Source organism: Streptomyces sp. NPDC002701 (assembly GCF_042889045.1).
In the GTDB taxonomy this organism is placed as follows: Bacteria; Actinomycetota; Actinomycetes; order Streptomycetales; family Streptomycetaceae; genus Streptomyces.
Map to the genome: position 1 here is coordinate 25,706 of NZ_JBIAQL010000029.1, position 24,039 is coordinate 49,744.

3 protein-coding genes are annotated in these 24,039 nt (G+C 71.9%); all 3 read left to right on the forward strand.

What is annotated here, in order from left to right; translation table 11 throughout:
* Nucleotides 1–18: 18 nt before the first annotated feature.
* From ACFYXC_RS37620 to ACFYXC_RS37630, 3 genes are read left to right on the forward strand one after another with little or no spacing between them, the layout of a single operon-like run.
* Nucleotides 19–13,782, forward strand: coding sequence for an amino acid adenylation domain-containing protein (locus ACFYXC_RS37620; protein ID WP_389557152.1), 13,764 nt, complete (start codon nt 19–21; stop codon nt 13,780–13,782).
* On the forward strand, nt 13,779–20,183 hold the full coding sequence (locus tag ACFYXC_RS37625) for an amino acid adenylation domain-containing protein (protein ID WP_389557154.1): 6,405 nt from the start codon (nt 13,779–13,781) through the stop codon (nt 20,181–20,183). The genes ACFYXC_RS37620 and ACFYXC_RS37625 overlap by 4 nt, the downstream gene beginning before the upstream one ends.
* A complete protein-coding gene (locus ACFYXC_RS37630) occupies nt 20,180–24,031 on the forward strand; it encodes an amino acid adenylation domain-containing protein (RefSeq protein WP_389557155.1) in 3,852 nt (1,283 codons plus the stop codon). The genes ACFYXC_RS37625 and ACFYXC_RS37630 overlap by 4 nt, the downstream gene beginning before the upstream one ends.
* Nucleotides 24,032–24,039: the final 8 nt, after the last annotated feature.

Below are 24,039 nucleotides of genomic sequence, written 5' to 3' on the forward strand. Positions count from 1 at the left end.
GACACCAGAGTTCCACCAGTGACACTTCCCCGGCTGATCGACGCGCAGGCAGAGCGAACCCCCGCAGCACCGGCCCTGATCGCCGAGGACGCGCGACTCACATATGCGGACCTGCTGTGCCGGGTGCGCGGGACAGCGGGATGGATGGCCGCCCGCGGAATCGGCAGGGGCGCCTACGTGGCCGTCGCCCTGCCGCGTACGTCCGACCTGGTGGTGACCCTCCTCGCCGTCCTGTCGGTCGGCGCGGCCTACGTTCCCCTGGACCCGGACCAGCCGACCCGGCGGCTCACCGGCGTCCTGGCGGACACCTCGCCCGACCTGCTGGTCACCACGCGGGCGGCTGCGGGGACGCTCGTCACGGACGGCGGTCCGCCGCTGCTCGTCGTTGACGACGACCAAACTCGGGGAGAACTCACGGGCCGTTCCAGTGCTCCGGCCCCGGAAGAGACCGCGCATCCCGCCGAACCGGCTTACGTGATCTACACATCGGGTTCAACCGGTCGGCCCAAGGGCGTGGTGGTCAGCCATGGAGCCCTCATCAACTTCCAGCGCGCCATGGACCGGACCGTCCCCTTCTCGGCGGCGGATCGGCTGTTGGCGGTCACCACCGTGTCCTTCGACATCGCCGTGGTGGAGCTTTTGCTGCCGCTCGTGCGGGGCGCCTGCGTGGTTCTCGCCTCCCGGGACGACGTACGGGACCCGGCCGCGCTGGCCGAGCTCGTCCGGCGCCACCGGGTGACCGTCCTGCAGGCCACCCCCTCTCTCTGGCAGTTGCTCGCTGACGAGCAGGAGCAGGCCGGCGCCGGCCTGCGCGTGCTGGTGGGCGGTGAGGCACTGCCCGCGCCGCTCGCCGCCACCCTTCGCCGCTGGGGACGGTCGGTCACCAACCTCTACGGGCCGACCGAGACCACGGTGTGGTCCACCGCCGCGGTCCTGGGGGAGCGACCCGGCGCCCCTCCCATCGGTGAGCCGGTCCTCAACACCCAGGTGTACGTCCTCGACGAAAGTCTCGCACCGGTCGCCGCTGGCGCGACCGGAGATCTGTACATCGCGGGCGCCGGTCTGGCGAACGGCTACTGGAAGCGGCCCGGACTCACCGCCGAGCGCTTCGTCGCCTGCCCCTACGGCCCTCCCGGCTCCCGTATGTACCGCACGGGGGACCTGGCCCATTGGGGCGAGGACGGTCTGCTCGAGTACGTGGGCCGCAGTGACAGCCAGGTGAAGGTGCGCGGGTTCCGGGTCGAACTCGGAGAGATCGAGCACGTCCTGACGGAGCACCCCGAGGTGGCCCGCGCGGCCGTGGTCGTCCACCGAAACGAGACCGGCGAGACCACCCTGGTCGGCTATCTCGTCCCGCGCGATTCCGCCAGCTCCGCCGAACGGGACCCCGGGGACGAGGATCAGGTCCAGCTCTGGCGACGGATCTACGACGAGCGATACACATCGGCCAGTTCGGCGCCACTCGGCGACGACTTCGCCATCTGGCTGGACAGCGAGACCAACCGGCCCATCCCCCTGGAGGAGATGCGGCGCTGGCGCGACGCCGTCTGCGACCGGATCCGGGCGCTGCGGCCCGCCCGCATCCTGGACATCGGCGTCGGCACCGGTCTGCTGCTCGCCTCCCTCGCCCCGGACTGCGAGCAGTACTGGGGCACCGACCTCTCGCCCACGGTCATCGACCGGCTGGGCGAACAACTGAAGCGGGAGCACCCGGACCTCGCCGACCGGGTGGTACTGCGTACCCAACCTGCCGACGACGTGACAGGACTGCCCGACGGACAGTTCGACACCGTCGTAATCAACTCCGTCGTCCAGCATTTTCCCGACGCTGCCTACCTGCTCCAGGTGCTGCGCCAGGCGGTGGACCTGCTGGCCCCCGGAGGCGCGCTCGTGGTCGGAGACGTGCTCAGCCGCAGGCTGCTGGATCACCGGCCAGGACTTCAGGACCTGCTGCTGGACCCCGAGTTCTTCCTCTCCCTCGCCCGGCGGACTCCGCGGATCACCGGCGTCGACATCCAGCTCAAGCTTGGCGGCTACGACAACGAACTGAGCCGGTACCGGTACGACGTGGTGCTACACACCGCGCCCGACGTCCGGGACCTGGCCGAGGTGCCCGCTCTGCGCTGGGGTGCCGACGTCCAAGGTCTGTCCGCGCTGGCGGAACTGCTGCGGCAGCACGGACCCCGGCCGCTGCGGATCACCGGTATCCCCAATCGGCGTCTTGGCGGCCGGACCGGCGATGCCGTTGACCCGGAGGATCTGGCGGCACTCGCCGGGGAACATGACCTTGCCGTCTGCCCCACCTGGGCACCGCCTGGAGCCGATGATCGGTTCGAGGTGGTGCTGTTGCCCCGGACCGAGGCCGACGCCCGGCTGACCGGTGTGTACCGGACACCGACGGCCCCGGACCACGAACCCGCCCGTTATGTCGGCGACACGGCCGCCCGGCGGGCCATGGACCGGCAGCGCCTGCTCACGGACGCCCAGCGGCACGCCGAGCAGACCCTGCCGGTCCATATGCGCCCCGTGCTCCAGGTGCTGGAGGCTCTGCCGCTCACTCCCAACGGCAAGCTCGACCGTTCCGCTCTGCCCCTACCCGTACTGGACCGCCCTGTGATCGGCAGGGCCCCGCGCACCGAGCAGGAAAACGCACTGTGCTGGCTGGTGGCCGAAGTCCTCGGCGTGCCCGCCGTCGACGTCGAGGCCGGCTTCCTGGATCTGGGCGGGCAGTCCCTGGCCGCCGCCCGGCTGGTCAGCAGGGTACGTGCCACGCTCGCCGCCGAGATCAGGGTGCGTGACGTGCTCGAAGCCCCTTCCCTCGCCGCGCTCGCGACCCGCTTGGCCCCGGCCCCGACCCCGGAAGGGACCACCGCACCGGAGCCCGCAGAGGCTCCGCGTGCTCAGCTGCTGCCACTGTCCCCGGCCCAGCGTGGTGTCTGGTTCCAGCATCAACTGCCTGGAAACGGGGCCGCCTACCTGGTGCCGTGGCTCTGGCGGCTGAACGGCCCGCTCGACGTCCCGGCGCTGAGCGCGGCCCTGACCGATGTGGTGGACCGGCACGAAGCCCTGCGCACGGTGTTTCTGGTACGGGACGGCATCCCGTACCAGCGCGTGCTCACCGACCGCACCCCACCGTTCGAGGTGCACGACACCACGCACGAGCAGCTCGACATCGCGCTGCGCCCGGCCGCGGACCGCCCCTTCGACCTCGCCACCGAACTCCCGGTACGGGCCGACCTGTTCCGTCTGGGCCCGGACCAGCACGTGTTGCTTATCCTGCAGCACCACATCGCGATGGACGGCGTCTCGATGGGCGTCCTCGCCGCCGACCTGGCAACCGCCTACGCCGCCCGGAGCACCGGAGCCGCCGCCCAATTTCTACGCCACCCGCTCCAGTACCCGGACCACGCACGGCGACAGCAGGCACTGCTGGCCGCCGCCGACGGCGACCCGCACAACCGCTTCGCCCGCCAGGCGGAGTACTGGCGGGCAGCGCTCGCGGGGATGCCAGCCGAGCTGGAACTGCCCTCCGACCGGCCCCGCTCACGCGGTGTCCGCCTCGCCGGACGAGTCCGCCGCGACGTTTCCCCGCAGCTCAGACAGAGCATGCTGCGCCTCGCCAAACGGCACCGCGCCACCCTCTTCATAGTCGCTCAGGCGGGCCTCGCGGCGCTGTACACCCGGCTCGGAGCCGGCGAGGACATTCCCCTCGGCACCGCGGCCGCCGGACGGGACAGTGAGGACGCCCACGCTGCCGTCGGACTCTTCGTCAACTCGCTGGTGCTCCGCACCGACACCTCCGGCAACCCCGTATTCCAGGAACTCCTCGACCGGGTGCGGGAGAGCAGCCTGGCTGCCTTCGAGAACCAGGACCTGCCCTTCGATCGCCTGGTGGAACTCCTCAACCCGCCGCGGGCGGTCTCCCGCCACCCCCTCTTCCAGACCATGCTTCTGTTCGAGGGACAGGAAACGGGACAAGTGGGGCTCCCAGGGCTGGACACCGAGGCAGACATCCAGGTCGCCGCATCGGCCAAGTACGACCTTCAGTTCACCTTCCGCGAGCACCCCGCCGGCGTTGCCGGCCGAGCGCCGAGGCTCGTCCTGGAGACCGATTACGCGGCCGACCTCTTCGACGAGGCCACCGTGACCGCGCTGACTGCCCGTTATCTGCGTCTTCTCCAGGCTGCGACCGACGCCCCCGCGACCGCGCTCACCGAACTCCCCTTGCTGGAAGCCGACGAGCGCCGGCGCATCGTCAAGGAGCGCAACGCCACGCGGCGGCCGGTGCCGGGGACCACCCTGCCGGACCTCTTCGAGGCGCAAGCGGCCCGCACCCCCGCCGCCCCCGCCCTGATCGGCGAGAACGCCACGCTGACCTACGCGGAGGCCGACACGGAGGCCAACCGGCTGGCGCACCTGCTGACCGGTCTGGGCGTCGGCCCGGAGACCCTAGTCGCCGTGGCGGTGCCTCGTTCCACCGCCCTGGTCACTGCTCTCCACGCAGTCCACAAGGCGGGCGGCGCCTATCTTCCGATCGACCCCGGTCACCCGGCCGAACACATCCGTTACATCCTCGACGAGGCGGGCGTCCGCTGCGTGGTGACCACTGAGTCCTGCGCGCTGCCCCCACTCGCGGTTCCCCGAGTCGACCTGGACGCCTCCGAGGTGCGGCGCCGGCTTGCCGGCCTGCCGGACACCGCACCGGAGCGCACCCTGCGCCCGGAGCACCCGGCCTACGTCATCTACACCTCCGGCACCACCGGACGGCCCAAGGGCGTCGTCGTGCCGCACCAGGGCATCGTCAACCGGCTACTGTGGATGCAGGACCACTACGCTCTCGGCCAGGACGACCGGGTGCTCCAGAAGACCCCCGCGGTGTTCGACGTCTCCGTATGGGAGTTCTTCTGGCCCCTGCACACCGGCGCCGCCCTCGTGGTGGCCAGGCCGGGCGGCCACCAGGACCCGGCATACCTTGCCGGCGTTATGCGTGAACAGCGTGTCACCACCGCCCACTTCGTGCCCTCCATGCTCGCCGAGATACTCCGCGAACCGTCGGCGGGACGCGGAGCGCTGCGCCGTGTCATCTGCAGCGGCGAGGCCCTGCCAGCCTCACTGGAACGGGCATTCCTGAGCCGTGTCGGGTCGATCCTGCACAACCTCTACGGCCCCACCGAGGCATCTGTCGATGTCACCGCCTGGGAGTGCCGCGGCGATTCCCCCGTGTCCGGGGTCCCGGTCGGCACACCGATCTGGAACACCCGGCTCTACGTCCTGGACGCGGCACTGCATCCGGTCCCTGACGGAACGCCCGGCGAGCTGTACCTGGCCGGGGCGGGCCTGGCGCGGGGTTATCTGGGCCGGCTGGGGCTGACGGCGGAGCGGTTCGTCGCCGACCCGTACGGTGGCCCGGGCGAGCGGATGTACCGCACCGGAGACCTGGCTCGGTGGCGGGCGGACGGAACCCTGGAGTTCCTGGGCCGCACGGACCGGCAGATCAAGTTGCGCGGCCAGCGCATCGAACTCGGCGAGATAGAGGAGACCCTGGCCCGCTGCCCGGGCGTTGCCCGCGCGGTGGCCATGGTCAGGGAAGACCTGTCGGTCGGCCCTCAACTCGTCGCCTACGCCGTCCAGGACACCGGTGCCGCCCTCGGCCCGCAGGAGCTGCGGACCGAACTGAGCCACCGGCTGCCGTCCTCAATGGTCCCGTCGGCCGTCGTCGTGTTGGACACCCTGCCGGTGACCACCAACGGCAAGCTGGACCGGGCCGCCCTGCCGGCCCCCGACCAGCCCGCCGCGGGAAGCGGCGGCACACCCAGGACCGTCCAGGAGTCACTCCTCAGCGGGATCTTCGCCGAGCTCCTCGGCCTCCCCGAGGTCGGAGTCGACGACTCCTTCTTCGACCTGGGCGGCCATTCGCTGCTCGCCGTCCGCCTGATCAGCCGGGTACGGGACACCTTCGGGACCGAGATTTCGGTGGCTGACGTCTTCGACACCGCCACCGTGTCCGGACTCGCCGCACGCCTGGAGCACGCCGGCGCCGGCCGCCGCCCCCTGACCGTGCGCCCCCGTACGGAGCGTCCGCCGCTGTCCCACGCCCAGCGCCGGCTGTGGTTCCTGCAACAGCTCGAAGGCGTGCACACCGCCTACTTGAGACCCTGGACGCTACGCTGGCACGGGCCGATGGACATCGGCGCGGTGCACGCGGCCCTGGTCGACGTGGTGCAGCGCCACGAGGCTCTGCGCACCGTCCATCCGTCCGTCGACGGCGAGCCCTGGCAGCAGGTGCTCAGCGACGTACGGCTGGAGACGACCGAGCGCCAGGTGGCCGCCACCGAGCTCGACGAGGCGCTCCGCACGGCGAGCGCCCTGCCGATTGACATCACCCGAGACATCCCACTGCGGGCACACCTTTTCCATGTGTCCGAGACGGAAGAGGAAGAACACGTCCTCTTGGTGGTGATGCACCACATCGCCTCGGACGGCTCCTCGATGACCCCGTTCCTCCGGGACCTGTCACAGGCGTACACCGCTCGCAGCGGGGGCTCCGCCCCGTCCTGGGACCCGCTGCCGGTGCAATACGCGGACTACACACTCTGGCAGCACGAGTTCCTTGCTCAGGAGGACACACAGGCCCGGTACTGGAAGCAGCGGCTGGCCGGCCTGCCGCAGCTACTGGAGCTGCCCGCGGACCACCCGCGGCCCGCCACCCCCAGCCACCGCAGCCGGACCACAGCCGTGGAGATCTCCGCCGCGGCCCACGAACGGCTGGTAGCCCTGGCCCGTGCCGAGCGGGCGACTCCCTTCATGGTGGCGCACGCCGCGCTGGTGGCCCTCCTCAGCCGGACGGGCGCCGGCACCGACATTCCGGTCGGCACCGCGGTGGCCGGGCGGGCGAGCGAGCGGCTGGACGATCTGGTCGGCTTCTTCGTCAACACGCTGGTGCTCCGCGCGGACGCCTCCGGGGACCCCACCTTCCGCGAACTGGCCCGACAGGTGCGGCAGACGGATCTGGAGGCTCTGGCCCACCAGGACCTGCCCTTCGACCGGGTGGTCGACCTGGTCAACCCGGCCCGGTCGACGTCCCACCACCCACTGGTCCAGGTGATGCTGGTGTTCCAGGACCAGACGGCCGACAGACTCACCGTCCCGGGGGCCCACGTCACCGCCGAGGAGACGGTCACCGGCTCGTCCCCCTTCGATCTGGTGGTCGAGGTGCGCGAGCGCCGCACCCCGGACGGAGAGCTGGCCGGCGCCCGGGTGGAGTTCACCTGGGCCACCGACCTCTTCGCCGAGGAGTCGGCCCAGCGGCTGGCCCAGCGCTTTGTCCGGCTCCTCGACCAGGTCACGGCTGAACCCGATCGGCGGATCAGCGCGATCGGGTTGCTCGGTCCGGGTGAGTGTGCCCGGTTGCTGGGGGAGTGGGGTGTGTCGAAGGAGGCGGCGCCGACGGAGACGGTGGCCGATCTGTTCGAGAGGCAGGCGGTACGGACGCCTGATGCTCCGGCGGTGGTGTCGGACGAGTTGACGTTAAGTTATGCGGAGTTGAACCGGCGGGCGAACCGGGTGGCGCACGATCTGGTGTCGCGGGGTGTCGGGCCGGAGTCGTTGGTCGCGGTGCGGATGCGGCGGTCGGTGGATGTGGTGGTGGCGGTGCTCGGCGTGCTGAAGGCGGGCGCGGCGTATGTGCCGGTCGATCCCGCGTATCCGGCGGAGCGGATCGCGTACATGCTGGAGGACGCGCGTCCCGCGTGTGTGCTGGCTTCGGCCGCTGCCGGGGAAGGGCTGCCGGAGAGCGACCCGGTGAGACATGCCCGCCCGGAGCAACCGGCCTACGTGATTTACACGTCGGGTTCGACCGGGCGTCCCAAGGGTGTGTTGGTCACCCATCAGGGAGTGGCGAGTCTGCTGGCGGCCCAGACCGAGCAGTTGGGCGCCGGGCCGGGCAGCCGGGTGCTGCAGTTCGCGTCGCCCAGTTTCGACGCCGCGTTCTGGGAGCTGTGCATGGCGCTGCTGTCCGGCGCTGCCCTGGTGGTCGGCCCGGAGGACGGCCTGTTGGGTGCGGAACTCGCGGAGTTCCTGGTTCGGCACCAGGTGTCGCATGCCCTGCTGCCGCCCACTGCTCTCGCGGAACTGCCGTATTCGGACGAGGTGCTGGGTGGCGGGACGCTGATCGTCGGTGGCGAGGCATGTCCGCCGAAGTTGGTGCGGCGCTGGTCACGGGGCCGACGCATGGTTAACGCCTACGGTCCGACCGAGGCCACGGTCGTGGCCACGCTCAGCGAGCCGCTGGGTGCGGACGGACTGGTGCCGCTGGGGCGTCCGGTCCGCGGTGCTCGCACCTATGTGCTGGACGCCTGGCTGCGGCCGGTGCCGCCGGGTGTGCCGGGGGAGCTGTATCTGGCGGGGGCGGGTCTGGCGCGGGGCTATCTGGGCCGGGCGGGGCTGACGGCGGAACGGTTCGTCGCCGACCCGTACGGTGGCTCGGGCGAACGGATGTACCGAAGCGGTGACCGGGCTCGCTGGCGGGCGGACGGCACGCTGGAGTTCCTCGGCCGGGCGGACCAGCAGGTCAAGCTGCGCGGCTTCCGGATCGAGCCCGGCGAGGTCGAGGCCGCGCTGATGGCTGGGGCCGGGGTGGCCCACGCCGTGGTGACGGTCCGTGAGGATCAGCCTGGCCTGCCCCAGCTCGTCGGGTACGCCGTGCCCGGACCCGGTGCCGCGCTCACCCCGGAGGCCCTGCGCACCGCGCTGTCCGGGAAGCTGCCCGCGCACCTGGTACCGGCGGCCGTCGTCGTTCTGGACGAGATCCCCGTCACCGCCAACGGCAAGGTCGACCGGGCCGCACTGCCCGCCCCGAAGTACGGCGGCAGCGGCAGCCGGGCACCGCGCACCCCGCGCGAGCGCACGCTATGCACCCTCTTCGCCGAAGTACTGGAACTGCCTGAAGCCGGCGTCGAGGAGTCCTTCTTCGCGCAGGGCGGCCACTCCCTGTTGGCCGTGCGCCTGGCCGGCCGGGCCAGTGCCGCACTGGGCGTCGAGGTGTCGGTGCGCGACGTATTCCTGGCGCCCACCGTCGCGGAACTCGCCGAGCGTCTCGGCGACCTGTCCGGACGGCGCCCGGCTCTCACCGCGCGCCCGCGCCAGGACCGCGTTCCGCTCTCCCCGGCGCAGCAGCGGCTGTGGACGCTCGACCAGCTCGAAGGACCGAATGCCGCCTACAACGTTCCGATCGCTGTGCGTCTGCGCGGCGAGCTGGACGCTGCGGCGCTGCGGCTCGCCGTCATCGATGTCACCGTCCGGCACGAGGCGCTGCGGACCTCCTTCCCGGTGTCGCCGGGCGGTGATGCGTACCAGCAGGTGCACCTGCCCGGAAGCTGGGAGCCGGAGTTCACCACCGTCCCACTGCCCGCCGATGAACGCGCCGGGGAGATACGGAGATTCGGCTCGCTCCCGTTCGATCTGGCGGACGCCCCTCCGCTGCGCGCGCGGCTGCTGGTGCTCGGGCCGCAGGACCACGTCCTGGTGCTCGTCACCCACCACCTGGTGATGGACGGGGTGTCGGCCGCGGTGTTCGGCGAGGACCTGTCGCATGCCTACCGGGCCCGGCGCGCCGGGCAGGCGCCCCAGTGGCCCGAACTCGTCGTCCAGTACGGGGACTTCGCCCTCTGGCAGCGGGAGGATCTGGGCGACCCTGCTGACCCGGGCAGCCGGTTCGCCCGCCAGGCCGCGTACTGGAGCCGGCGAATCGCCGGGATTCCCCAGGCGCTGGACCTGCCCGCGGACCGGCCCCGGCAGGTCCGGCCGAGTCATCGCGGTGGCACCGTGGCCTTCAGCCTCGACGCCGCACTCCACCGCGCGCTCGTCACGCTCGCCCGGCAGCACGACGCGACCCTGTTCATGGTGCTGCACACGGCGCTCGCGGCCCTGCTGACCAGGCTGGGGGCCGGCAGTGACATCACGGTCGGCACCGCGGTGGCCGGCCGGCCGGACGAGAGCCTGCAGCGTCTGGTCGGGCAGTTCGTGAACACCGTGGTGCTGCGGACCGACGTCTCCGCCGATCCCCGTCTGCGGGAACTGCTTGCCCGGGTGCGGCAGGGCGACATCGAGGCGTTCAGCCATGAGGACCTGCCGTTCGAGCACCTGGTGGACCTCGTCGATCCGCAGCGGGCGGCTTCCGCGCACCCGTTGGTGCAGGTGGTGTTGACTCTGGTGCCCGCCAGGGCCCGGGAGACCTGGGCCCTGGAAGGGCTGCGCACCGCGCACGAGCCGGCCGACCTGGGGGTCGCCAAGTTCGACCTGACCTTCGAGTTCGCCGAGGAGTTCGGCGAGGAGGGCCGGGCCGCCGGCCTGGCCGGCGACCTGGAGTACGCCACGGATCTGTTCGACCGGGTGACGGCGCAGGCACTGGCGGACCGGCTGACCCGCGTGCTCGCCGCGATGGCGGACGACCCGGACGTCCGGGTCGGCGAGATCGAACTGATCACGCCTCAGGAGCGTGAGCTGCTGCTGAACGGGGAGACGGGCCCGGAGCGGCTGCCCGCGGCGGCGTCCGTGACCTCGTTGTTCGAGGAGCAGGCAGCCCGGCGCCCCGACGCTGTGGCGGTGGTGCGGGGGAGCACCCGCCTCACCTACGCGGAGCTGAACCGCAGCGCGGGTGCGCTGGCCGCGCGGCTGGTGTCCGAGGGCGTGGTCCCGGGCCAGGTGGTCGGGGTGATGATGGAGCGTTCGCCGGACCTGGTGGTGGCGTTCATCGCCGTCCTGAAGGCGGGCGCGGCGTTCCTGCCGGTCGACCCCGCCGCCCCCGCTGCCCGTACCCGGCCGATGCTGGAGGAGGCCGGGGTCCAAGTGGTGGTGGCCGATGCCACCGTGCCCTTGCCCGGCGCCGGTACCGGGTGGCCGCGCGTGGTGGACGTCGCGGCCGGCGGCGCGGCAGACGGCCCGCCACTGCTCACCGGGGTTCCGGTGACCGATGACCACTTGGCGTACGTGATGTACACCTCCGGTTCAACGGGGGTGCCCAAGGGAGCCGCGGTCACCCACGGCAATGTGCTGGCGCTCGCCCTGGACCACCGCTGGGACGCTCCGGCCTACCGGCGCATGCTCCTCCAGTCCCCGCACACCTTCGACGCCGTCACCTTCGAGCTGTGGGTGCCATTGTTGGCCGGCGGCACGGTGGTGGTCGCTCCGGTAGGCGTGCCCGATCCGGCCACCCTGGCCAGGACGCTCACCGAGGAGGCCGTCACCGGACTATGGCTCACCGCGGGTCTGTTCCGGGTCGTGGCCGAGGAGGATCCGGGCATGCTGGCCGGACTCGACGTGGTCTGGGCAGGCGGCGACGTGGTGCCGCCCGAGGCCGTGCGCCGGGTGATGGACGCCTGCCCGGGCATCCGGGTGGCCAATGGATACGGCCCCACGGAGACGACCACGTTCGCCGCCTCGTACGAGGTGCCCCGGCCATACGATCGCCAGGGGACCCTGCCCATCGGCCGGGCCATGGACGGCACGCGCCTGTACGTTCTCGACGCCCGGCTCCGGCTCGTCCCGCCCGGTGTCCCCGGCGAACTCCACATCGCCGGGACCGGACTGGCCCGTGGCTATCTGGGACAGCCCTCGCTGACCGCGGAGCGGTTCGTCGCCGACCCGTTCGGCGCGCCTGGAACGAGGATGTACCGTACCGGCGATGTGGTGCGCCGGACCGCGGACGGCCAGACCGAGTATCTGGGGCGGGCCGATCAGCAGGTCAAGGTGCGCGGCTTCCGGATCGAGCCCGGCGAGATCGAGTCGGTCCTGATGGCGCACCGGTCGGTGGCACAGGCCGCGGTTGTCGTCCGGGAGGACCGCCCTGGTGACAAGCAGCTCGTCGCCTATCTGGTGCCCGGCGCACACCGGGCCGCGGACGCCGGCGAACTGCGCCGACACGCGACGGACGCCCTGCCGGAGTACATGGTGCCGTCGGTCTTCGTGCTTCTGGACGCCCTGCCCTTCACCGCCAACGGGAAGCTCGACCGGCGGGCGCTGCCCGCCCCCGAGCGCGATGCCCGCACCGGCAGGGCCGCCCGCTCTGCGCAAGAGGCCCTGCTGTGCGGCCTCTTCGCCGAGATCACCGGCGTGCCTGAGGTCACCGCGGAATCGGACTTCTTCTCCCTCGGCGGCGACAGCATCGGCGCCATCCGGCTGGCGAGCCGCGCTCGCCGGGCCGGTCTGGAACTGACGCCGCGCGAGCTCTTCCAGCACCGCACCCCGGCCGGCCTGGCGGCCGTCGCCCGGACGGTGCCCGACGGCCCGCAGACCCAGGCCGGCCGGTCGGAGCACGCCGCCGTCGGCGAGGTGCCGCTGCCGCCCGTGGTGCGCTGGCTGCGCGAACACGGCCACCGGATGGCGTCCTTCTGCCAGTCGATGGCCGTGTGCTCCCCGGCCGGGCTCGTCCGGGAGGATCTGGTCACTGCCGTACAGGCCCTGGTCGACCACCACGACGCGCTCCGGCTGCGGCTGGAACGCGGAGCCGACTGGCGGCTGGAAATCCCGGCGCCGGGCAGCGTCCCGGCCAGCGAGCTCGTCCACCGGGTCGACGTCGCCGAGCTGGACGGCGCACGGCTGGCGGCCGCCCTGGAGGCCGCCGCCGAGGACGCGGTGGTCCGGGTGGACCCCGGGGCCGGGCGGATGCTGGCCGTGGTCTGGCTGGACGCCGGCCCGGCTGCCCCCGGCCGGCTGCTGCTGGCCGTCCATCACCTGGCCGTGGACGGCGTGTCCTGGCGGATCTTGCTGCCCGACCTCGCGCAGGCATGGCAGGAGGCGCGAGCCGGCCGGACGCCTGCCTCGCAGCCCGTCGCCACCTCGTACCGTGCCTGGTCCCTCGCCGTTGCCGAGGAGGCCGCCAGGCCCGAGCGGGAGGCGGAACTGCCCTACTGGCAGAAGGTGCTGCGCGAGCCTGACGCGCCGCTGGCCGACCGTCCGCTGGACCCTGCCCGGGACACTGCCGCCACCGGACGCGAACTCAAGAACGTCCTGTCCGCGGAGCAGACGGCTGCCCTGCTGACCGAGGTGCCCACCCGGCTGGGAGTCGGCGTGCAGGACGTCCTGCTGGCCACAGTGGCCCTGGCGCTGGCCGACTGGCGCCCACGCTCATCGAGCGGCCCGCGCCGTCCGGTCCTGATCGACGTGGAGGGACACGGTCGGGAAGGGCTGTCCGGGGAACCGGACCTGACGCGCACCGTCGGCTGGTTCACCAGCGTGTACCCGGTCCGGCTGGAGCCCGGGCGGGCCGCCGGGTCCGGAGACGAGGCGGTGGTCCGGTTCCTGAAAGAGGTGAAGGAGCAGCTCAGGGCGGTGCCCGGGCACGGCCTCGGGCACCTTCTGCTCCGCCACCTCAATCCGCAGACCGGCCCGGCCCTGGCCGGCCGGCCCCGCCCCCAGATCGGATTCAACTACCTGGGCCGGTTCGCGGCTGACGCGGACGGCGCCTGGACCCCGGCGCCCGAACACCCGGCGCTCGCCGCCCATCACGACCCGGACGCCCCCTACAGCCATGCCCTGGAGTTCACCGCCTTCGTGGCCGACGGTCCCGGCGGCCCGGAGCTCACCGTGATCTGGTCGTGGCCCGCGAAGCTGTTCACCCCCGGACGGATCGAGGACCTGGCGTCCGCCTGGCATCGGGCGGCCGACCGGGTCGCCGCCGAGTCCGCCCACCGGGGCGGCGGTTTTACCCCGTCCGACCTCGCACTGCTCTCGCTCAGCCAGGACGAGATCGATCTGCTGCAATCCGGCGACAAGGAAGACGCATGATGCCCCGACGATCGGACCTGGCCGACATCCTGCCGCTGTCCCCGCTCCAGGAAGGACTGCTGTTCCACTCCCATTACGACGAAGACACCCAGGACGTCTACCTGGTGCAGACAGTGCTGACCGTCGCGGGAGAGGTGGACGCCTCCCGCCTGGGCGTGGCGCTGAATGCGCTGGTACGGCGCCACGCCGGCCTGCGAGCCGCGTTCCGCTACCGCCAGGTCAGCCAGCCCGTCCAGCTGATTCACCGGGAGGTGATGGTGGACTTGGCCGAGTACGACCTCGCCAAGGACGGCGAGGCCGGCCTCGACCGGTATCTCGCACAGGACCGGGACCGGCGGTTCGACCTGTCCCGGCCGCCCCTGCTGCGGTGCGCGCTGCTGCGGATGAGTGGGGACAGCCACCGGATCGTGCTGACGGTCCATCACATTCTGGTCGACGGCTGGTCGATGTCGGTATTGCTCGCGGAACTGCGGCACCTCTACGCGACCCAGGGCGACGACTCTGCCATGCCCCCGGCCGCCCCCTACCAGGACTTCCTGGCCTGGCTGGCCTCCCGGGACCAGGGCGCCGCCGAGGCCGCCTGGTCAGCCGCGCTCGACGGCGTTACCGAACCCACCCGCATTCCTGCCGTCTTCGGTGACGGCGCCGGGCCGGCGAAGGCCCTGCCCGAACAGCACTTCTTCTCCCTCTCGCACCCGAGCAGCGTCGCGGTGGCGGGCCTCGCCCGGACCCTCGGAGTCACCCTCAACACCGTGATCCAGGCAGCCTGGGCCCACCTCATCGGTGGGCTCACCGGCCTGGACGACGTGGTTTACGGGACCACCGTGTCGGGCCGCCCGCCCGAGCTGCCGGGTATCGACTCCATGGTCGGCCTCTTGATCAACACCGTCCCGGTCCGGGTGCGGCTGCAGCACGGTGACTCGGCGGCGGACTGTCTGCGGCGGCTCCAAGAGGAGCAGGCCGCTCTCCTTGAGCACCAGCATCTGAGCCTGGCTGCCGTGCAGCGCCTCGCCGGACTCGGCGACCTCTTCGACTCGGTGGTCGTGTTCGAGAGTTACCCGGACGCGGAACCGGATACCGAACCGGGAGACACACACCTGCGAGTGACGGCTCTGACCGGCCGGGACGCCATGCACTATCCGCTGACCCTGGTAGCGGTCCCCGGAGACCCCCTGGCCTTCCGGCTGGACTACTGGCCCGGGCTGTTGAGCCGTCGGGCCGCCGAAGCGCTCGCGGCCCGGCTGATCCGGCTCCTGCAGTCCATGGCGGCCTGGCCGGAGCGGCCGATGGGCCACCACGAGCTGCTGTCCAGCCATGAACGGCACCTGCTGCTCGCCGAGTGGAACGACACGGCGCGACCTCTGCCCGAAGGCGCCCTCCCCGATCTGTTCCGCGCCCAAGTGCTGCGCGCCCCGGACCGGGTCGCGGTCCGCGCCGACGGCCGCTCGCTCACCTATGCCGGACTCGACGCCGCCGCCAACCGGCTCGCGCACCGGCTGCTGGCTGCCGGAACCGGCCCTGAGGCGCCGGTGCTCATGCTGCTGGAACGCTCGGCCCACCGCGTCGTCGCCCAGCTCGCCGCCGTCAAGGCAGGCGCGGTCTATGTACCGCTGCACCCCGGCGACCCCTTGGGGCGCCACGTGCAAGAGGCCGAGGACACCGGAGCAACCCTCCTGCTGGTGGACGCCGTTCACCGCAACCACGACCTGGCGACCGGCGGGCACACCGCCGGACTGACGGTGATCGACCTGGACGCCCCTGAGCAGGGCCGGGCTCCCGCCCATGCCCCGGACGTCCGCATCCCCCCGGACCAGCTTGCCTACGTCATGTACACCTCGGGTTCCACCGGCATCCCCAAGGGCGTGGCCATCACCCACCGCGACGTCGCCCAGCTCGCCCTGGAGAGCTCCTGGCGCGAGCACAGCACCGTCGTCCTGATGCACTCGCCCGCCACCTTCGACCCCTCCACCTACGAGATGTGGACCCCCCTGCTCACCGGTGGCACCATCGTCGTCGCGCCGCCCGGCGAGCTCGACGCGCCGACCGTGGCCCGCCTGGTGGCCGAGGAGGGCGTGGCGGCCGGACTCCTCACCGCCGGGCTCTTCCGGGCGATCGCGGAGGAGGAACCGGAGTGCTTCGCCGGCATGCGGGAGGTGCTCACCGGAGGCGATGTCGTCTCCCCGGCCGCGGTCACTGGAGTCCTGCGTGCCTGCCCCGGCATCACCGTCCGCCCGCTGTACGGCCCCACCGAGATCACCCTGTGCACCACTCAGCTGCCGCTGACCGACGCCGGTTCCACACCTCAGGTGATCCCGATCGGCCGGCCCATGGACAACGCCCGTATCCGCGTCCTGGACTCCGCGCTGCGGCCGGTGCCCCCGGGCGTCACCGGGGAACTGTACGTCTGTGGAACCGGTCTCGCGCGCGGCTACCTCGGCCGCCCCGCGCTCACCGCCGAACGGTTCGTCGCCGACCCCTACGGAGCACCGGGCGAGCGGATGTACCGCACCGGCGACCTGGCCCGCTGGACCGCCGACGGATGCTTGCACTTCGCCGGCCGCAGCGACCAGCAGGTCAAGATCCGCGGCTTCCGGGTGGAGCCCGGGGAGGTGGAGGCACAGCTGGTCGGCCACTCCGAGGTGGCCCGTGCCGCCGTGGTGGTGCGCGACGACCGGCAGGGCGGCCGCCGCCTGGTCGCCTACGCCGTCCCGGTCGAGGGCACCGCCCCCTCACCCGCCGGGCTCCGCACCCACCTGGTCGCCTCCCTGCCCGAGTACCAGGTGCCGGCCGAGGTGCTCATCCTGGACCGGCTGCCGGTCACCCGTAACGGCAAACTCGACCGGGACGCGCTCCCGGACCCTGGGCAGACCGCCACGGGCCGTGGCCGCGCGCCCCGCACCCCGCATGAGGAGGTGCTGGTCCGGCTGTTCGCCGAAGTTCTCGGGGTGGACAGGGCGGGCGTGGACGACGACTTCTTCGCCCTGGGCGGGCATTCGCTGACGGCCCTGCGGCTGGCCGGGCGGGCCCGCACCGCACTGGGCGTGGAACTCCGGATCCAGGACCTCTTCACCGCACCCACCGTGGCCGCACTCGCCCGGATTCTGCGCGACCGTGGGGAGCCACGTCCGTCGCTCACCGCACGCACACCCCGGCCGGACCGGGTGCCCGCGTCGTATGCGCAGAGCAGGCTCTGGTTCATCCAGCAGGCCGACGACGCCCGCAGCGTGTCCGACCCGACCTACCACGTCCTGCTCTCCCTGCAACTGCCCGGGCCGGTGCAGACCGAAGCCCTGCAGGCGGCACTCGGCGACCTGGTGACCCGGCACGAGAGCCTGCGCACCGTCTTCACCCAGGACGGAGAAGGACTGTGGCAGGACGTCCTGCCCGCCGGAATCCTCCCCGAGCTGGAGGTGCACCGGGCAACAGTGGAGGAACCCCGACTCAGGGAGCGCGAAAGGGAAGTCTTCCGCAGGTCATTCGACCTCGCCGTGGACCTGCCGCTGCGGGCCGCGCTGTTCGCGCCGAACGGCGGTGACGCCGTTCTCCGGCTCGTCCTGCACCACATCGCCTGCGACGGCTGGTCGACCGGGCCGCTCTGCCGCGACCTTCTGGAGGCATATCGCGCCCGGTGCTCGGGCCGGGCCCCGGCGTGGTCTCCGCTCCCGGTGCAGTACGCGGACTACACCCTCTGGCAGCGCGATGCCCTCGGCGACGCGGACGATCCCGGAAGCCTGATGTCGCGTCAACTCACTGAGTGGGACAAAAAATTGGTGGCGCTGCCGCAGGAACTGGAACTGCCCACCGACCTGTCCCGGCCCGCCCGGGGCACCGGCGGCAGCGGCCGGGAGCTGTTCGAGGTGGAACCCCAGCTGCACCGTCGGCTCACCGACCTGGCCCGGCAGTGCCACGCCACCGGCTTCATGGTCGTCCAGACCGCCCTGGCCGCCCTGCTGACCAGGATGGGCGCCGGCACCGACATCCCGCTGGGCACCCCCGCGGCGGGACGCGGCGACGACGCCGTCGAGGACCTGGTGGGATTCTTCGTCAACACCCTCGTGCTGCGCACCGACACCAGTGGATCGCCGTCGTTCCGCGACCTGCTGGGCCGGGTGCGCCACACCAGCCTCGACGCCTACGCCCACCAGGACGTGCCCTTCGAGTACCTGGTGGAGCGCCACAACCCAGACCGGTCGGCGGGCCGGCACCCCCTGTTCCAGGTGATGCTGGCGTACCACACCACCGACCCCACCGAGTCCTTCGGCGCAGACCCGGTGCCGGGGGCACGTTTGGACCACGCCGCCGCACCCGCCACCGGCGCCAAGTTCGACCTGCTGTTCACCGTCACCCAACGGCACGACGCCGACGGCGAACCGGCATGCCTCGCGGGCGAACTGGAGTACAGCACTGATCTGTACCTGCCGAAGACCGCGCGCTCCCTGGCCGACCGTCTGTTGCTCCTGCTGGCCGCGATGGCCGACGACCCGGACCAGCCGATCGACGAACCCGACCTGCTTGGCGCCGATGAGCGGACCGGCCTGCTCACTGCGGCAGCGGCGCACGAGCCCGTACTGGGGGACACCGGCACCACCCTCACCGCCGTCTTCGAGGACCAGGCGGCCCGGACACCCGACGCGCCGGCCGTAACGTTCCAGGACACCACGCTGAGTTACGCCGAACTCGATGCCCGGGCCGGCCGATTGGCCCACCGTCTCCTGGAACGCGGTGCGGGCCCGGGCACGATCGTGGCGATCTCGCTGCCGCGCTCTTTGGACCTGGTCGTCTCCGTCCTGGCCGTCCTCAAGACGGGCTCCGCCTACCTCCCGCTGGACCCGGACCACCCCGCCGACCGGATCGCCCGAATGCTGGCGGACGCCGCCCCCGTGCTCCTGATCAGCCACTGCGCGGATGCGGGCACGACAATCCCCCGCGTGGCACCGGACGAGACACCGCACACTGCGGTCGGCGCCCCGACCCGTGCGCACGCCCACCCCGACGAGGCCGCCTATGTGATCTACACCTCGGGGACCACCGGCCGCCCCAAGGGCGTGATGGTGACTCACGCGAACGTGCTCCGCCTGTTCGCCGCCTCCGAGAAGGCATACCACTTCGGAGCTGAGGACGTCTGGACCCTGTTCCACTCCTACGCCTTCGACTTCTCGGTGTGGGAGCTGTGGGGCGCACTGCTCCACGGCGGCCGCCTGGTGGTCGTCCCCTACGGAACCAGCCGCGACCCCGGGGCCTTCCTGGACCTGCTGGTGCGGGAAGGTGTCACAGTCCTGAACCAGACCCCCACGGCGTTCTATGAACTCCTGGGAGCTCTGGACACGTCACCCGAACTCTTCGACGTCCTGGACCTGCGCCAGGTCATCTTGGGCGGAGAGGCACTGGAACCCGCCAGGCTTGCCTCCTGGTACGCACGGCCCGCCCACAAGCGGGCGCGGCTGGTCAACATGTACGGCATCACCGAGACCACGGTCCATGTCACCCTGCAGGAACTCGGTCCCGACGCGCCCCGCTCCAGGACCGGCAGCGTCATCGGACACGCCCTGCCCCATCTGGGGCTGTCCGTCCTGGACGAACGGCTGCGCCCGGTGCCCGACGGAGTCCCCGGCGAGCTGTATGTCACGGGCGCCGGTCTGGCCCGCGGCTACTTCCGGCGTTCCGGGCTGACCGCGGCCCGGTTCGTCGCCTGCCCGTTCGGGCCGCCCGGCAGCCGCATGTACGGCACCGGCGACGTGGTGCGCCGCAATCACGACGGACGCATCCGCTACCTGGGCCGCAGCGACCAACAGGTCAAGATCCGCGGCTTCCGGATCGAGATCGGAGAGATCGAGGCGGCCCTGCAGAGCCACCCGCTGGTCTCGCAGGCAGCTGTGCTGGTACGCGAGGACCAGCGGGGCGACCGCTGCCTGGTCGCCTATGCCACCGGCCCCGCCGGCGTCCCCGCCCCCGACCCCGTCGAGCTGCGCCGGCACGTCGCCGCCACACTGCCGGACTACATGGTGCCCGCCGCGGTGGTGCCCCTGCCCGCCCTGCCGCGGACCGTCAACGGAAAGCTCGACCACGCCGCCCTGCCCGCCCCCGTCGCAGCTGTCGCCACCGGCGCCGCCCGAACCGCCGGCACGGCGCGGCAGCACCGGCTGTGCGCGCTGTTCGCCGAGGTGCTGGGGTTGCCCGAGGTCGGTATGGACGATGACTTCTTCGATCTGGGCGGGCACTCACTGCTGGTCACCCGGCTTCTCGCCCGGCTCCGCCGGGAACTCGACACCGAGCTGGCGATCGACGAGTTCTTTCAGCACCCGACCGTGGCGGGTGTGGACGCTGTCCTGTCCGCCGCCGGCCCTGCCGGGCGGGCGCGTCCCGCGCTGCGCCGCATCCCCAGACCGCAGGAGATCGCGTGATACCCCTGTCCTACGCCCAGCGTCGGCTCTGGCTGCTCGCCGAACTCGACGGCCCCAGCTCTGTCTACAACGTGCCGCTCGCCCTGCGTCTTGAGGGCCGACTGGACCGGGAGGCGCTGGCAGCCGCCCTCCAGGACGTGGCGGGCCGTCATGAGGCCCTGCGCACGGTGTTCCCGAGATCTGCCGATGGCAAGCCGTTTCAGCAGATCGTGGCGGTCGCCGACCTCCCGCCACTCCTGAATGTCATGGAGTGCTCTCCTGAGAACCTGGACAAGGAATTGGCCAACGCGTCCGACCGTCCCTTCGCTCTCGCCCACGACATCCCGCTGCGCGCCACCCTATATGTGCTCGGGACCCGGGAGCACGTCCTGCTCCTGGGCCTGCACCACATTGCCTACGACGGCTGGTCGGCAGGCCCGCTGCTGAAAGACCTGGCCACCGCGTACACGGCACGCTCCGACCGCACCGCCCCCGGCTGGGAGGAACTGCCGGTCCGCTACACCGACTACACCCTCTGGCAGCGGGAACTTCTGGGCGAGCCCGGCGACCCCGGCAGCCTGGCCGGTCACCAGCGGGCCTACTGGGTCGAACGGCTGGCCGGGCTGCCCGAGGAACTGCCCCTGCCCCTCACCCGGCGCCGCCCTCCGATCCCCAGTCATCAGCCCGAATCGGCGCGGTTCACCCTGCCGGCCACTGTTCACCGCAGGCTGGCCGCTCTGGCCACCGCGCAACGGGCCACCCCGTTCATGCTGTTCCAGACGGCCCTGGCCGCGCTGCTCACCCGGCTGGGAGCAGGTGAGGACATCCCCGTCGGCACACCCGTCGCCGGCCGATCCGACGACGCCCTGCACGACGTCGTGGGATTTTTCGTCAATACCCTGGTTCTGCGCACCGACACCTCGGGCCGCCCCACCTACCGGGATCTCGTCTCCCGGGTACGGGCCGCCGACATCGCGGACTACGCACGGCAGGACCTGCCCTTCGACCTGGTGGTCGAGGCGGTGCGCCCGTCCCGTATCGGCGCCCGCACCCCGCTGTTCCAGTGCATGCTGGTGCTGCAGGACGCCGCCGGCGACCAGTTCCACGCCGCCGGCGTACGGGGCACCGCGCTCCGCGTGCCGTTCGAGACGGCGCGGTTCGACCTGACCGTGGTCCTCGCCGAACAGACCGACGACCTCGGTCGCCCCGCCGGGATCACCGGCGACCTCGTCCTCGCCGCCGACCTTTTCGACCGCCACGTCGCCGAACTGCTCACCGGCGGGCTGGCCCAGCTCCTCGAAGCCATGGCCGCTGACCCCGACAGTCGCCCCGAGGACCTGGTCCTCGACGAACCGAGCGGATTGGTGGGATGGGGCGAACCGGATGAACCCAGGGCCGGCCGGGGCAGGCCCGACCTGACCGCCGCCCCCCTGCCTGACCTCTTCGAGGCACAGGTTCGGCGTACCCCGGACGCTACCGCCGTGGTGAGCACCTCCGCCGTCCTCACCTACGCGGAGCTCAACACCCGTGCCAACCGCCTTGCGCACGACCTGATCCGGCGGGGCATCGGCCCTGAGGACATCGTCGCCGTCCGGTTGCCCGCCGGTGCCGATGCCCTGGTCGCGCTGCTGGGCATTGCCAAGGCGGGCGCCGCCTATCTGCCCGTCGACACCGGCTACCCCGCCGCGCGGGTCGCGGGCATGTTGGCCGACGCCCGTCCCCAGCTCTTCCTCGATGTGCAGCAGCCATTCACCGGCGGCGATCACGACAACGAACCCGGCAACCCGGACGACACCACCCGGATCCGCCCGCTGCGCCCGCACAACACCGCCTACGTGATCTACACCTCGGGGTCCACTGGCCGGCCCAAGGGCGTCGCCGTCCCCCACCACGGCCTAGCCGGCCTTGCGAACGCGCATGCGGCTGGACCGGGAGCACGGGTCCTGCAGTTCTGTTCCCTCAGCTTCGACGGATCGATCGCCGAGATCTGTCTCACCCTGCTCACCGGGGCGACACTGGTGGTCCCCGAACCCGAACAGCGGGCCGGCGAGGAACTGCTGGAGTTCATCCGCGCCCGGGGCGTCACCCACGCCGCCCTGCCCGCCGCCGTACTGTCCACCCTGCCGGAGCGGCCGGCTCCCGAACTGCGTACCCTCCTGGTCGCCGGCGACCGCGCCGCACCCGAGGTCCTCGACCGCTGGTCCCGGGGACGCCGCCTGCACAACGTTTACGGCCCCAGCGAGGCTACCTGTACCGCCACCCAGAGCGAGCCGCTGGACGACACGGGCGACGCCCCCATCGGCACCCCGGTCGACGGGGTACGGGTCCATGTACTCAGCCCCTCGCTGCGCCCGCAGCCGGTCGGTGTCACCGGTGAGCTGTACATCGCCGGTGACGGCGTGGCACGGGGCTACCTGCACCGGCCCGCCCTGTCGGCGAGCCGCTTCGTGGCTGACCCGTTCGGCCCGCCCGGCAGCAGGATGTACCGCACCGGGGACCTGGCCCGCCGGCGCCCGGACGGGGCGCTGGACTTCGTCGGGCGTGTCGACTCCCAGGTGAAGGTCCGAGGATTCCGGGTGGAACTCGGCGAGATCGAGGCCGTGCTCGGTACCCATCCGGACATCGCACGCAACGTCGCGGTGGTACGGGAGGACGAGCCCGGAGACCGGAAGATCGTGGCCTACCTGGTGCCGGCCCCCGGGAAAGAGCCGACGCCAGGGGAACTGCGCGCGTACACGGCCCGAACGTTGCCGGACTATATGGTGCCCGCCGCCTGGGTGACTCTCGGCGAGCTGCCGCTCACCCCCAACGGCAAGCTTGACCGAGGCGCCCTGCCCGCACCCGCCGGGCAGGAACCGTCAGGCGCCGAAGGCGTCGGCGGCACGGCGCCCGGCACCTCCCGCGAGGAGATGATCCGCGGCCTGTTCGCCGATGTGCTGGGCATCCGCCGGGTCGGCTCCGACCAGAACTTCTTCGACCTGGGCGGCCACTCCCTCAAAGCCACCGAACTTCTGGGAAGGCTGCGGACCGCACTGAGCGTGAAACTCTCCCTGCGGGACCTGATCCAGGCGCCTACCGTCGCCGGCATCCTCGCCCGCCTCGACGGCAGCGCCTCGGCGGACCTGGCCGCGTTGGACCCGCTGCTGCCCCTGCGCACGCAGGGCTCCCGCCCGCCGCTGCACTGCTTCGCACCGGGCAGCGGGCGCGCCTGGTGTTATTCCGGGCTCCTGCCCTTCGTCCCGTCCGGGCACCCCGTCTACGGTCACCAGTCCACCGCGCTGGCTCGGCCTGACCTGCCCCGGCCGCGGAGCGTCACCGAACTCGCCCGACGTCACGTGGAGGAGATCCTGGCCGTGCAGCAGGACGGCCCGTTCCACCTCCTCGGCTGGTCGTTCGGCGGGGTGTTGGCGCAGGCAGCCGCTGTCGAGTTCCAGCGACGCGGCGCGCACGTGGGCCTGCTCGTCCTGCTTGACTCCCATTACGGGCCCGGTTTGCCGCCCCTGGACGACGAACTGGCCCGTCGCGTCGCGTTCGACGGACTCCGCCCACTGGAGGCGGAGCAGCCCGGAGCACCCGCCTCGCAGCACCTGCTGGAGGTGGTCCGGGACAACGACCGCCTGCTGCGTGCCCACCGGCCCGGCCGGTTCGACGGCGATCTGGTGTTCGTCGAGGCCGCTTGCGATCGGTCCGCTGCCGATGGGCCCGCGGACGCATGGACCGCCGCCGTCACCGGCCGGGTGCACAACCGACGGCTCGACTGCCACCACCACGACATGCTCCGCCCGCCGTGGCTCCAGCACACCGGCACCCTGCTTACGCATGAGCTCAAGAAACAAACGAGGAGACAGTCGATCGGCCCGCAGTGGTGACGCGGACC

Excerpts from the sequence above, each read along its gene's own strand:
- ACFYXC_RS37625 (WP_389557154.1), top strand. The coding sequence starts at position 13,779 with ATGATGCCCCGACGATCGGACCTGGCCGACATCCTGCCGCTGTCCCCG.